The organism is Hymenobacter glacialis (assembly GCF_001816165.1).
GTDB classification, from domain to species: Bacteria; Bacteroidota; Bacteroidia; order Cytophagales; family Hymenobacteraceae; genus Hymenobacter; species Hymenobacter glacialis.
This window is the reverse complement of record NZ_MDZC01000036.1, coordinates 78334-90803: the sequence shown is the minus strand read 5'-3', so window position 1 is coordinate 90803 and position 12470 is coordinate 78334. Positions and strand designations below refer to the sequence as shown.

The 12470-nt window shown below is 57.3% G+C and carries 12 protein-coding genes and 1 pseudogene; 7 read left to right on the top strand and 6 right to left on the bottom strand.

Annotation, left to right across the window (positions count from 1 at the left end; genetic code table 11):
* From BEN48_RS03835 to mazG, 5 genes and pseudogenes are all read right to left on the bottom strand, one after another.
* A pseudogene (locus BEN48_RS03835) lies at positions 1-392 on the bottom strand (hypothetical protein); the annotation flags it as partial.
* On the bottom strand, positions 389-862 hold the full coding sequence (locus BEN48_RS03830) for an ExbD/TolR family protein (protein ID WP_241502162.1): 474 nt from the start codon (positions 860-862) through the stop codon (positions 389-391). The gene BEN48_RS03830 and the pseudogene BEN48_RS03835, both read right to left, overlap by 4 nt.
* Before the next feature lie 120 nt (positions 863-982).
* Positions 983-1615 carry an ExbD/TolR family protein gene (locus BEN48_RS03825; protein WP_070733094.1) on the bottom strand — a complete coding sequence of 211 codons (633 nt, stop codon included), beginning with the start codon at positions 1613-1615 and terminating at the stop codon, positions 983-985.
* A gap of 90 nt (positions 1616-1705) precedes the next feature.
* Positions 1706-2581 (bottom strand): MotA/TolQ/ExbB proton channel family protein, encoded by an 876-nt coding sequence (locus BEN48_RS03820; protein WP_070733117.1) that lies wholly within the window; start codon positions 2579-2581, stop codon positions 1706-1708.
* Positions 2582-2867: 286 nt separating this feature from the next.
* Entirely contained in the window at positions 2868-3725 is an 858-nt protein-coding gene (gene mazG, locus BEN48_RS03815; protein WP_070733092.1) for a nucleoside triphosphate pyrophosphohydrolase, read from the bottom strand.
* A 74-nt stretch (positions 3726-3799) separates the two neighbouring features.
* Between mazG and glmM the strand changes: the two genes are divergently transcribed.
* The 5 genes from glmM to BEN48_RS03790 all read left to right on the top strand — a co-directional run bounded on the left by glmM (position 3800) and on the right by BEN48_RS03790 (position 8615).
* Entirely contained in the window at positions 3800-5197 is a 1398-nt protein-coding gene (gene glmM / locus BEN48_RS03810; RefSeq protein ID WP_070733115.1) for a phosphoglucosamine mutase, read from the top strand.
* 168 nt (positions 5198-5365) lie between these two features.
* Positions 5366-6541, top strand: a complete 1176-nt coding sequence (locus tag BEN48_RS03805) for a cysteine desulfurase family protein (RefSeq protein WP_070733089.1) — start codon at positions 5366-5368, stop codon at positions 6539-6541.
* Between the two features lie 97 nt (positions 6542-6638).
* Positions 6639-7319 carry a ferritin-like domain-containing protein gene (locus tag BEN48_RS03800; protein ID WP_083320728.1) on the top strand — a complete coding sequence of 227 codons (681 nt, stop codon included), beginning with the start codon at positions 6639-6641 and terminating at the stop codon, positions 7317-7319.
* Positions 7320-7481: 162 nt separating this feature from the next.
* Positions 7482-8159: a hypothetical protein gene (locus BEN48_RS03795; protein ID WP_070733083.1), complete on the top strand. Its 678-nt coding sequence runs from the start codon at positions 7482-7484 to the stop codon at positions 8157-8159.
* Positions 8160-8171: 12 nt separating this feature from the next.
* Positions 8172-8615, top strand: a complete 444-nt coding sequence (locus BEN48_RS03790; RefSeq protein WP_070733082.1) for a PRC-barrel domain-containing protein — start codon at positions 8172-8174, stop codon at positions 8613-8615.
* Positions 8616-8719: 104 nt separating this feature from the next.
* On the opposite strand, the gene hemH is transcribed toward BEN48_RS03790, so the two are convergent.
* On the bottom strand, positions 8720-9814 hold the full coding sequence (gene hemH, locus BEN48_RS03785; RefSeq protein WP_083320727.1) for a ferrochelatase: 1095 nt from the start codon (positions 9812-9814) through the stop codon (positions 8720-8722).
* A 238-nt stretch (positions 9815-10052) separates the two neighbouring features.
* Between hemH and era the strand changes: the two genes are divergently transcribed.
* Positions 10053-10949 (top strand): GTPase Era, encoded by an 897-nt coding sequence (gene era, locus BEN48_RS03780; protein ID WP_070733080.1) that lies wholly within the window; start codon positions 10053-10055, stop codon positions 10947-10949.
* 104 nt (positions 10950-11053) lie between these two features.
* Entirely contained in the window at positions 11054-12382 is a 1329-nt protein-coding gene (gene der / locus BEN48_RS03775) for a ribosome biogenesis GTPase Der (protein WP_070733076.1), read from the top strand.
* The last annotated feature ends 88 nt before the right edge of the window (positions 12383-12470 follow it).

Genomic DNA, 12470 nt, shown 5'->3' with positions numbered 1-12470 from the left:
CTGCGCTGCTGCACCGTGTCCACCACGTTGTCGATAACCTGTACGTGGTTGGCGGCGGAGCCCTGGAAGGCGCCGTAATTATTGGCGGGATTGGTGGGGCGCCTCGGGGGCGGCGGTGGGGGCGGCGGCTTGGTTTCGTCCAGGGGAGGAGCGTCCATCAGCACGTTTTCCTGCAGATTTTTCTTGGGCTCCTTCGGCATCTTCTCTTTGAGATACTGCGAAATGAGCGGAAAAGAAATCAACAACAGAAACAACGCCGTGGCAATAATGAGAGCCCGTGTAACGTGCCGCTGGTACAAACGACGCAATACATAAGCCCCGTATGCCTTGTTACGGCCCTCAAAAACGATGTCGTTTAAGCTGGCCTTGGCGATTTGCGAGTTATCCATCATAGGGCGGATTCTTTAATAAGGTCCAGGTCTACTTGAGGAATCTTCACCAATGCGTACTTCTTCTGGTTCGTGATATTCATCTCGTCCAGAATGTCCACCATGTTTTTGTACTTGGCGTCGGCAGTTGCTTTGATAAGGATAATGGGCTCCGGCTGCTGGCGCTGGCGCTCCATGATTACCTGGCGAATACCCGTGGCCGAATAGTTCGTGACCTTAAGTTCAGGCTTGGGCACGCTGGGGTCGGTCGGCGTGTTCATGCCGTAGTAATAGTAGGCCTTGTTGTCCTTGCCAAGAAGGATGGTCATGGCCTGCGAGTTCTTGATTTTGGTGTCCTCTACGTCGTCCGTCTTCTTCACCGGCATCGTGAGCTGCATCACGTTAGGCTTGGCAAAAGTAGTCGTCAACATAAAGAAGGTGAGCAATAGAAAGGCCAAGTCCACCATCGGTGTCATGTCGATTCTGGTCGACATTTTTTTGGCCCGCTTCTTCCCACCTTTCCCACCGGAATCGGCTTTTCCTTGAATTTCTCCCATGGGTGTTAGTGAAGTAAATGAACTGTAAAACGATTGGCTAGTGCGTCCTGCTGGGGCTTATTTAGCAGCTGCAACCGGCCTGTTTTCCAGATCCGTGATGAGGTTGAAACGGTTGATGTCGCGTTCCTGCAGAAGCTTGATAACTGCCTGTACCGTGGGTACGTCGGCGTTGCCATCGCCTTTGATAGCGATGTAAGTGGGCTTCTTGAAGAGGGCTTGATTGGCCTTGCGGGCTTCGATTACCCAATCAATGAGCTGATTGTTGAGCGAGTCGATGGGAACGCCGGGCTGCTGCGAGTTTAACTGCTTGCGCTCCTCTCTTTCCACGTTGAGGTAAGAAGCAAGCTGGCTGATGGGCAGGCCAAAGTTGGGCAGATTGCCGAATTCCTTGGCTTGCTCTGCGGTGAAGTTGACGCCGTATTTGGCCGACACCTTCTGCAGGGCTTGAATCTTCGTCTTCGTGTCATCAACGCCAAAAAACACGCGCTTTTTGTTGTCAATGGTCAGGGTAATAACGTTGCTCTCGGGCAGTTTAATTTCCGAAATAGACGAGGGCGTGTCCACTACGACCGTCTCTTCGGGGGCAAACTTGGTGGTGAGCATGAAGAACGTCACCAGCAAGAAGGCCAGGTCCACCATCGGCGTCATGTCGAGCGACGGCGAGGTACGGTGCGGTTTTACTTTAGGCATTGCGAGGTGGGATTAAAAGGGGGCAATTCGTTCTGTTCTTCTGAACGAAACGAATCGCCCCGCATTTTAGTGCATCAGTAAATGACGGGATTAGACCGTGCGAACCGGCTGGCCAGCGTTGGCGTTGTTGCCGTGCTGACCGGCGAAGGTCTGGATGATGCTGAAGCCCGCTTCGTCGATGCTGTAAGTCAGCTCGTCAATTTTGCTGGTGAAGTAGTTGTAGGCTACGATGGCGAGAGCCGACGTACCAATACCGAGAGCCGTGTTAATCAGAGCTTCCGAAATACCGTTTGCCAGAGCTACTGCATCGGGGCTACCGGCCTGCGCCAGAGCGGCGAAGGCGTTAATCATACCGAATACGGTACCGAGCAGACCGGTCAGCGTGGCGATAGAAGCCAGGGTCGAAATGATAACCAGGTTCTTCTCCAGCATGGGCAATTCGAGCGCGGTGCTCTCTTCAATTTCCTTCTGGATAGCGAGTACCTTCTGGTCCGTAGCCATGGTGGTTTCACGCGACATTTCGTTGTACTTCAACAGGCCGGCTTTCACCACGTTGGCTACCGAGCCTTTCTGCTGGTCGCAGGCAACGAGGGCACCGTTGATGTCGTTGGCATTCAGCTTCTGACGCACGGTGCGCACGAAAGACTCAATGCTCTTGCTGCCTTTGGCTTTGCCAATGGTGAGCATCCGCTCGATGGAGAAGGTAATTACCATCAGCAGCATCGACATCAGGACGGGCACTACGAAGCCACCCTTGTAAACTATGCCCAGGTAATCACCGGGCAGGGGGTTCATCTTGTTGTCACCACCCTGAAAGTGGCTGCCGTCACCGAAAACGTATTTGTAAACGAGCAGGCTGACGATATAGGCTAGTATGATAACCACAACGGAGAACAGCGAGGCGCCACCGCTGCTTTGGGCTTCGGCTTTGGCGGCCGGTGCGGCGGGCCGTGGGCTCGTATTCATGGCATTTTTCTGTTCCATTGTTCTGGAGTGTTTGGGGTTGTTGAGTGAAGTAGTTGAATTGTGTTGGTAAAGAAAAAGCAAAAAATCGGTTAGGACCGCAAAACGCAGTAAAAGAACACTCGATTATCCCGTACTGAAAGGACTAAAATGGTGCTAACCGGAATCTAAACTACGCACTGAGCCGTCTTCTGCAGGGCAAACCTAACCAAAAACAGCGGCCTGACCAAAGAAAATTTGGCCGAAGCCGACAGCGAAGACGCGAAAACATGCTAAAAACTTAGCAACGTTAATGTGCACTGGAGGGTTGGGCGGGGCGGTTTTTTGCCTGCTCCCAATACACATCCATTTCGGCCAAAGTCAGGTCGGCAAGGTGTTGGCCGTTGGCCGTGGCTGCCGCTTCCAGGTACTGAAATCGGCTGATAAACTTGCGGTTGGTGCGTTCGAGTGCTTCTTCGGGGTTGATGCCGGCGAAGCGCGCAAAGTTGACCAGGGAAAATAATAAGTCGCCGAATTCGTCGGCGGCCCGTTCGGCGTTCATGCGCTCGGGTTGGCCATGGCTGTACTCGTCGCCAAATTCTCCTAGTTCTTCCTTTACTTTTTCCCACACCTGTTCCGGTTGCTCCCAATCGAAACCCGCGCCGCGGGCTTTTTCCTGAATGCGCATGGCCTTCACCAAAGCAGGAAGGGAAGTGGGCACACCGCCCAGTACCCCGGTTGTATTGCCTTTTTCCTTGAGCTTGAGCTGCTCCCAGTTGCGCTTCACGGTTTCTTCGTCGTCGGCCTGCACGTCGCCGTAAATGTGCGGATGCCGGTAGATGAGCTTCTCGCACTGCGCATTGAGTACGTCGGCAATGTCGAAGGCGCTTTTTTCGGCAGCGATGCGGGCATAAAAAAGAAGGTGTAGCATCACATCGCCCAGCTCTTTTTTTAAATCCGGCAAGTCATCGCGCAAAATGGCGTCGCTGATTTCATACGTTTCCTCAATGGTGAGGTGGCGCAGCGTTTGCAGCGTTTGTTTTTTATCCCAGGGACACTCGGTACGCAGGCGGTCCAGCACGTCGAGCAGGCGGCCAAAGGCGGCCAATTGTTCGGGGCGCCGGGCACTGGTAAGCAGAACACTAGGGGCTGAAGCAGTATTTTCCATTGTTCCAAAGATAAATGTTGGAGCCGCCAACCGGCAGCCAGTGCCTAAATTTGTACTTTCAAACTAGCTACCTCGTGACTCTTATAAAATCAATTTCCGGCATCCGCGGCACCATCGGCGGCCCCGTTGGCCAAGGCCTGACGCCTCTCGACGTGGTGAAGTATGCCGCTGCTTACGGCACGTGGGTGAAGACCCAGGCCACCGACAGCAAGCTTATTGTAATTGGCCGCGATGCCCGCATCTCGGGCGAGATGGTGAGCCGCCTCGTGGCCGCGACGCTCCAAGGCCTTGGTCTGGACGTGTGCGACCTAGGGCTGAGCACCACGCCAACCGTGGAAATGGCTGTTCCGGCCAAGAACGCGGCGGGCGGCATCATCCTCACCGCATCGCACAACCCCAAACAGTGGAACGCGCTGAAACTGCTGAACTCGGTGGGCGAATTTATTTCGGAAGCCGACGGGCAGCAGGTGCTGGCGCTTGCCGAAAGCGAAGACTTTGACTTTGCTGCCGTTACAAAGCTGGGCCAGTACAGCACCGATGCTACTTTCCTTAAAAAGCACATCAAAGCCATTCTGGCGTTGCCGTTGGTGGACGTGGAGGCCATTCGGGCCCGGAATTTCCGGGTGGTGGTGGATGCCGTGAACTCATCGGGCGGCTTTGCCGTGCCGCAGCTGCTGGAGGCACTGGGCGTGACCACCGTGGAGAAGCTGCACTGCGAGCCCACCGGTGACTTCGCCCACAACCCCGAGCCCCTGCCCGAGCACCTGCGCGACATTGCCAAGGTGCTGGAAAAAGGCGGCTTCGACCTGGGCATAGTGGTGGACCCTGACGTGGACCGTTTGGCCCTGGTGAGCGAGAATGGCGAGATGTTTGGCGAAGAATACACCCTGGTGGCCGTGGCCGACTACGTGCTGAAAACCCTGGGCGGCGGCAACACCGTGAGCAACCTGAGCAGCACCCGTGCCCTGCGCGACGTGACCGAGAAGGCCGGTGGGCAGTACGCCGCCGCCGCCGTGGGCGAGGTGAACGTGGTGACCATGATGAAGCAAACCAACGCCGTGATTGGCGGTGAGGGCAACGGGGGCATTATTTACCCCGAGCTGCATTACGGCCGCGATGCTCTGGTAGGCATTGCGCTGTTTCTCACCCACCTGGCCAAATCGGGTCTGACCATGAGCCGGCTGCGGAATTCTTACCCCAGCTACTTCATCTCCAAGAATAAAATTGAGCTAACGGCCGAAATTGATACCGACGACGTGCTGGCCCAGATGGAAAAGCGCTACGCCAAGCAGCCCGTGAATACCATTGACGGCGTGAAGATTGAGTTCGATAAGGAGTGGGTTCATCTGCGCAAATCCAATACCGAACCCATCATCCGCATCTACGCCGAGTCTGATTCCAACTCCACAGCCGATTATCTGGCCCAGAAAATCATCGGCGACATCAAGGAAATCATTGCGGTGAAGGCTTAAGCCGCGCCGCAAGCGGGGAGGGGGCAGACGGGGCTGTTGCGGCCGGCTGGAATTCTCCGGGGCCGGAGTCGCCAGGTTTCGGTCGAATGCCCGACGTTTGCATAATGCTACCTTTAGAATTGCCGGGCGCACCCACGTCCGGCAACTTCTTGTTATTACCCTCACCACATGACCCACGCTGCTCCCGCTGCCCCCTCTTTCGTTTATTTCGACAACGCCGCCACTACGCCCCTCGACCCGGAGGTGCTGGAGGCCATGCTGCCTTTCCTGAGCCAGCACTACGGCAACCCCAGCAGCCTGCACGGCCCCGGCCGGCAGGTGCGCGCGGCCATCGAAAACGCCCGCAAGACCGTAGCGCACCTCATAAACGCGGCCCCAGCTGAAATCTGTTTCACCAGCGGCGGCACCGAGGCCGACAACTACGCTGCGTTTGGCAGCATTCGCACGCTGGGACTAAAGCACGCCATTACCTCGCGGCTGGAGCACCACGCGGTGCTGCATCCCCTGCAGGCCCTGGCCAAAACGGGCGAGATAGAGCTGCATTACCTGCGCCACGATGCCCAGGGGGCATTTGACCTGGGTCATTTGGAGGAGTTGCTGGCAGAGCAGTCGCGCACGTTCGTGAGCCTGATGCACGCCAATAATGAAATTGGCAATCTTAACGACATTGACGCTATTGGGCGGATTTGTGCACAGCACGAGGCTGTGTTCCACTCCGACACGGTGCAGACCATGGGCCACTACCGCCACGACGTGCAGCAATTGAAAACCCACTTTCTGGTGGGCTCGGCGCACAAGTTTCACGGGCCAAAAGGGGTGGGCTTTCTGTACACCCGCAGCGGTGTGCAGGTAAGCCCGCTCATACACGGTGGCTCGCAGGAACGCAACGTACGCTCGGGTACCGAGAATGTGTACGGCATAGTGGGCCTGGCCAAGGCCCTGGAAATTGCGGTACGCGACCTGGCAGCGCACCAGACGCACGTACAGGGGTTGAAGGACCGGTTTGTGAGCAAGCTACGCGCCGAAATAGAGGACGTGCAGTTCAACGGCCTTTCGGCGCAGCCAGACCAAAGCCTGTACACAGTGCTGAGCGTGAGCCTGCCGCAATCGGCCATCAACGAAATGCTGCTATTCAACCTGGACATTAGCAAGGTGGCCGCGTCGGGCGGTTCGGCGTGTACCAGCGGGGCGCAGGCCGGCTCCCACGTGCTCGAAGCCCTGGGCTGCGACCCCACCCGGGCATCGGTGCGGTTTTCAATGAGCAAAATGAATACCGCCGCCGAAGTAGACTACGCCGTGGCGCAATTAGCCAAGCTCTACCGCCCGGTGGCGGCGAAGGCATAAAGCGTACGCTGGAGGGCACGAGCGCAAGCTCAACCTAACGTATTGGTTCATTTCTTCGTAAGCAAGGACATATTTCCACTATGTTTCTTCTACAAAAATGAATCAGTCCCAATCACCTTCCACTACTTCTTCCGAGTCGGCCAATAACCTGCTCGGTCAGGCACAGCAATGGCTCAAGCAGGGCAACGTTTCCGAGCTGTTGTGCAAAGTGCCCTCGTCGCTGAAAAACGCGGGCAACTCTACCGTTAATGGCTTCAAGAAGCTTAGCACCACTCAAAAAGTAGTGGGCGGTGCATTGCTGGCGCTGGGCGCGGGCTACCTCACCGCTCGTAACCGCAAAGCCAACGGCTCGGCAGCGACTCTGAATGAGCTGCTGTACTTCGTGAACGACCGGATTGAAGGATACCAGCACGCCGCCGACGAAACCCAGGATACCCAGATGCGCAGCTATTACAAGCAGCTGGTGGGCCAGAGCCAGCAGTTTGCCAACCAGCTCAATGCCTACCTGGGCCAGCAAGGCCGCCGCCGCCAGGACAGTACCACTTTCAAAGGTAAATTCTACCGCGCCTGGATGGATGCCAAAGCCGTTGTGACTGGCTTCGACGAACAGGCCATTCTCGGCTCCAACATCTACGGCGAAGAGTGGGCCCTGAAAGCCTATGAGGAAGCGCTCGATGACAAAACGCTGAGCGGGCCCCTGCGCCGCACGGTGGAACACCAGTATAGAATATCGCAGCGGACTTATAAAGAGCTCCAGAGCAAAAAGAGCGACAGATAATTTTCCCGTCTGACAAATAAGGCCCCGCCGAATGCTGCTAACAACAGTATTTGCCGGGGCCTTATTTGTGCCAATATCTGCTCCACTAGCCCCACCCGAGTAGTGCAAATTGGCTATTTTTCGGCCTGCTTCGTAAGGCGAAGCACCAACCACTTTGCTATTATGGCGGACATCAACATTCAACGTAAAAAATCAGCGCCTAGTCCCTGGATTCTGGTGCTGCTTGCCGCGGCGGCACTCGCTGTGGCTGGCTACTTCTTCCTGCGCCACAGCCCCGCCGACGAGCCCGCACCCGGTACCAGCACGGGAATGGCATCAGCCCCTGCCGATTCTATTTCCACGGATTCCCTGCGTGCCGCCTCCCCTCTGGGCGACCCCGCCGCTGCGCCGCCCGATTCCCTTGGCCTCACCCAGAACGCTACGGATTACAGCCCTGCCACCCTGGCCGCACAAGCAGCCACCGACCCCAGTGCTCCTAATTACGCCCGCAATGGCTTGCAGAAGCTTTCGGGCATTCTGGTAGCCCTCACCGACCGCGACGAATTCCGTGACCCTGCCACCACCGAATACCGCGACAACCTGACCAGCGCCACCAGCCGTCTGGGCGAAGCCAATGCCAGCCTGCGTCCTGGGTTTGTGGCCGCTGCCGCCCTCATTCGGGTTATGCAGCAGAAAGCATATCCCGCAATGGAAGGCACCGCCAACGACCTAGTGCGCTTGTCCAGTGAGCTTTCGGGCCGCAGCGCTACGGTCGCCGAGCAGCAGCAAAACAAACAGTTCCTTACCCAGGCCGCCGCCGCCGTGCGCGTGCTGAGCGAGCCCGCCCAACAACCTATCTAACTGCACCCACCCATGGCAACCCCCGTGCTGCGCCGCCTGCGCGACCTCACCGATTTTGAAGTAGCCGACGACAACCCCGACGTGCGCGGCTGGGCCGTGCGCGGCAGCGACGGCCGCGCCCTAGGCAGCGTGTACGAGCTGATAGTAGAGCCCGATGCCCTGAAAGTGCGCTACCTGGATGTGGAGCTGGACGCCCGCTTCCAACGCGGTCCACACGATAACCACATCCTGCTGCCCATCGGCGTGGCTTCGCTTGATGCCGACGATGACAACGTATTCGTGCCCGCTCTCAACGCCGAAACCGTGCTGGAATACCCGCCCTACAGCGAAATCCAAATCACCCGCGACTATGAAGAGGCCATGCTGCGGGCGCTGGGATTAAGCGCCGGAACGGATGAGCAGTTTTACGAGCAGAATTCCTACGACGCGGGCGCTTTTTATCGCCGGGGCCGATAGCAAGTCAGTACTTTATAATTTTCTGTGCGATATACCTATGCCACTGCAGCACAGACCCGTGCTTGCGTCTTGTAGCATAAAGTGTGTGGCTGAATGCTTAATGCTTAATTCCGCCGAATCATATCGGCCACGGTATCCACCCACTGCGGCTCCGAGTTCAGGGAAGGTACCAGCTGCCAGTGGCCGCCGCCTGTTTCCTCAAACAGCTCCTTGAATTCCTCGCCGACCTCAATGGTCGTTTCCAGGCAGTCGGCCACGAACGCGGGCGAAAATGCCAGCACGTTCTTGATGCCCTTGGCGGGCATTTTCTTCAGCGCATCGTCGGTGTAGGGCTGTAGCCAGGGGTCGCGCAGGCGGCTCTGCAGGCGACTCTGGAAACACACTGTGTACTGCTCGGGCGAGAGGCCCAGCTCCGCCGCCACCAGGCGCGAGGTGGCAAAGCACTGGGCGCGGTAGCAGTACTGGTTCTGGTCCGTGAGCGTGTCGCAGCAGCTGCCAAAGCGGCAGTAGTTGGTGGGGTCGCCCTTTTTTATGTGGCGCTCCGGAATGCCGTGGTAGCTGAACACCACGTGGTCGTAGTGCTGCTTTTTCATCTCGGCCCGGCCGCGCGCCGCGATGGTGGCGATAAAGCCCGGCTCGGTAGCGAACTGGCTGATGAAGCTGATGCTGGGCACTATCCACCAGTCCTTCACAATGTCCATCACCTTCTCCTGCACCGAGCCCGTGCTGGCCGAGGCATACTGCGGAAACAGCGGCAGCACCACAATGCGCTCCACGGCCGCGTCCTGCAGCTCTTTTAGGGCGCTGGCAATGCTGGGGTTCTGGTAGCGCATGCCGAAGGCCACCACGTAGCCTTCGCCCAACTCTTCCTGCACCTTTTTTTGCAGGTCGAGGCCGTGGAAGAGCAGCGGCGAGCCGCGCTCCGTCCACAACTCCTTGTAAATCTTGGCCGACTTGGGTGCCCGCAACGGCACCACCAGCCCCTGAAACAGCGGGTAGCGAATGGCCGCCGGCATGTCCACCACCCGGCCATCGGTCAGAAATTCGTTGAGGTAGCGCCGCACGTCGGGCGTATTGGGCGAGTCGGGCGTGCCCAGGTTCACCAGCAGCACGCCAATGCGGCGGGCGGTAATGGTGGCGGCCGCCGCGGCTGGGGTGGGCGCGGCAGTAGTAGCAGAAGCAGAAATGGGGGTGTTCATTGGGGCAAAGGTCAGCAACGCCGCGCAGATGCGGGCGGGCGGATAGGCAACCACTTTAGCACCGGCTAGGTTTGGAGCTGGGGGCGCGGGCGCGCCGGCTGTGCGGTCGGGGCAGGAGCCCGGAGTGGCATTCCAAACGGCGATAGCCGGGGTGGACTGCGGCTATGTTTGGCCCGGCCATAGCTTTTGCCCTCCAAATTTCGTACCTTTGCGGCCCTGATTATCAAACCCATCCATCGTGAACCCCGAAACTAAACCCCACCGCGCCGGCTTCGTGAGCATCATTGGCAAGCCCAACGTCGGCAAGTCCACGCTCATGAATGCCCTGGTGGGCGAGCGGCTCAGCATCGTCACCAGCAAGGCTCAAACTACCCGCCACCGCATCCTCGGAATTCTCAATGGCGAAGATTTTCAGCTGATTTACTCCGATACGCCCGGCATCATCCAGCCCAAATACGAGCTGCACAACGCCATGATGTCGTTTGTGTACTCCTCGCTGGAAGACGCCGACGTGGTGCTCTTTGTGACGGACATCTACGAGAAGCACGACGAGGAGCCGGTGGTAGAGCGCCTGCGCAAAATGGTGGACACGCCCATCATTCTCCTGGTCAATAAAATTGACCAGGCCAACCAGGAAGAAGTTGAATCCAAGCTGGCCTATTGGCGCGAGCAGCTGCCCAACGCCGCCGAGGTTTTGCCCATCTCCGCTCTCAACGCCTTTGGCACCGAAGGCGTACTGGCCATGGTACTCGAGCGCCTGCCCATTCATCCCGGCTACTACTCCAAAGACGAGCTAACCGACAAGCCGGAGCGCTTCTTCGCCGCCGAAATGGTGCGCGAGAAAATCTTCAAGCTTTACAAAAAGGAAATTCCCTACAGCTGCGAAGTAGTTATCGAAGAATTTAAGGAGGAGGAAACCATTATCCGTATCCGCGGCATTATATACGTGGAGCGCAACAGCCAGAAGGGCATCATCATCGGCCAGGGCGGCGTGGCTCTCAAGAAAGTAGGCACCTGGGCCCGCGAGGAGATGGAGAAGTTTTTCCAGAAAAAGGTGTTCCTGGAGCTCTACGTGAAAGTGAACGAGAACTGGCGCACCGACCCCAAGGCACTGAGCCGCTTCGGCTATCAGTAGGACGTTCTATTTCAATCGATAAAACCAACAATCCGACCATTTAAAACTAAAACATCCCGGGCACTGCCGAATCTAGGTCGGGTCGGCGGCTGGGACCACATTATATGTCTAAGCAAAACACCATCGCCATCGTGGGGCGGCCCAATGTGGGCAAATCCACGCTATTCAACCGCCTCGTGGGCCAGCGTAAGGCCATCATGGACAACGAGAGCGGCGTAACCCGCGACCGCCATTACGGCTACGGCGACTGGATTGGCAAGAATTTCACCGTGATTGACACGGGTGGCTACGTGCACAATTCGGAAGATATTTTCGAGGGCGAAATCAACAAGCAGGTGAAGCTGGCCATTGAAGAGGCCGACGTTATCTTGTTCATGGTGGATGCCGAAGCCGGCGTGCACGGCCTCGACGAGGAGTTTGCCCACATTTTGCGGCGCTACATCTCCAAAAAGCCCATTTACATGGTGGCCAACAAGGCCGACACCAACCTGCGCGCCAACGGCGTGGGCGAGTTCTACTCGCTCGGCCTGGGCGACGGCGAAATTTATGCCGTAAGTAGCGCCAACGGCCACGGTACCGGCGAGCTGCTGGACGCCGTCGTGTCGCACTTTGAGGAGCCCGGCGAGGAAGAGCCGGAGTCGGAAATCCCGCGCATTGCCGTGGTGGGCCGGCCCAACGTGGGCAAGTCCAGTCTTGTGAACCTGCTGCTGGGCGAAGACCGCAGCATTGTGACCGAAATTGCCGGCACTACCCGCGACTCTGTTTCGGCGCGCTATAATGCATTCGGCAACGAATTCATTCTGGTGGATACCGCCGGTTTGCGCCGCAAAGCCAAGGTGAGCGAAGACATCGAATTCTACGCCAACATGCGCAGCCTGCGTGCCCTGGAAGAATGCGACGTCTGCATTGTGATGCTTGATGCCAGCCGCGGCATTGAGGCCCAGGACGTGAACATCATCACCCTGGCCGACAAGAACCGCAAAGGCATCGTGATTCTGGTGAACAAGTGGGATTTGGTGGAGAATAAAGAAACCAACACCGCCAAGGATTTTGAGGCGAAAATCATGGAAAAGATTGCGCCTATTGCGTACATCCCCGTTATTTTCGTTTCCGTGCTCAACAAGCAGCGCGTGCACAAAGCCATTGAAACGGCTATTGAAGTGTACCACAACAAGCGCCGCAAAATCCCAACCTCGCAGCTGAACGACATCATGCTGAAGGAGATTGAGAAGTATGGCCCGCCCGCGCTCAAAGGCAAGATGATTCGCATCAAGTACGCCACGCAGTTGCCCACGCACAACCCTGTGTTTGCGTTCTTCTGCAACCTGCCGCAGTACGTGCAGGCCAACTACACGCGTTACCTGGAGAACCGCATGCGTGAGCATTTCGACTTCACGGGCGTGCCCATCGGCATCGTATTCCGGAAAAAGTAGAAGGCTGCGTCAAACAACGAAGGATGCTGCTTAAAAAAAGTAAAAGCACCGGGTTACCTTTTATCAGACTAGGTATAAAGCCTCGAAT

Coding starts and splice junctions, on each gene's coding strand:
- BEN48_RS03790 (WP_070733082.1), top strand. CDS start 8,172: ATGGCAACCCCCGTGCTGCGCCGCCTGCGCGACCTCACCGATTTTGAA.
- BEN48_RS03795 (WP_070733083.1), top strand. CDS start 7,482: ATGGCGGACATCAACATTCAACGTAAAAAATCAGCGCCTAGTCCCTGG.
- BEN48_RS03825 (WP_070733094.1), bottom strand. CDS start 1,615: ATGCCTAAAGTAAAACCGCACCGTACCTCGCCGTCGCTCGACATGACG.
- BEN48_RS03800 (WP_083320728.1), top strand. CDS start 6,639: ATGAATCAGTCCCAATCACCTTCCACTACTTCTTCCGAGTCGGCCAAT.
- hemH (WP_083320727.1), bottom strand. CDS start 9,814: ATGAACACCCCCATTTCTGCTTCTGCTACTACTGCCGCGCCCACCCCA.
- BEN48_RS03830 (WP_241502162.1), bottom strand. CDS start 862: ATGTCGACCAGAATCGACATGACACCGATGGTGGACTTGGCCTTTCTA.
- BEN48_RS03820 (WP_070733117.1), bottom strand. CDS start 2,581: ATGAATACGAGCCCACGGCCCGCCGCACCGGCCGCCAAAGCCGAAGCC.
- mazG (WP_070733092.1), bottom strand. CDS start 3,725: ATGGAAAATACTGCTTCAGCCCCTAGTGTTCTGCTTACCAGTGCCCGG.
- der (WP_070733076.1), top strand. CDS start 11,054: ATGTCTAAGCAAAACACCATCGCCATCGTGGGGCGGCCCAATGTGGGC.
- BEN48_RS03805 (WP_070733089.1), top strand. CDS start 5,366: ATGACCCACGCTGCTCCCGCTGCCCCCTCTTTCGTTTATTTCGACAAC.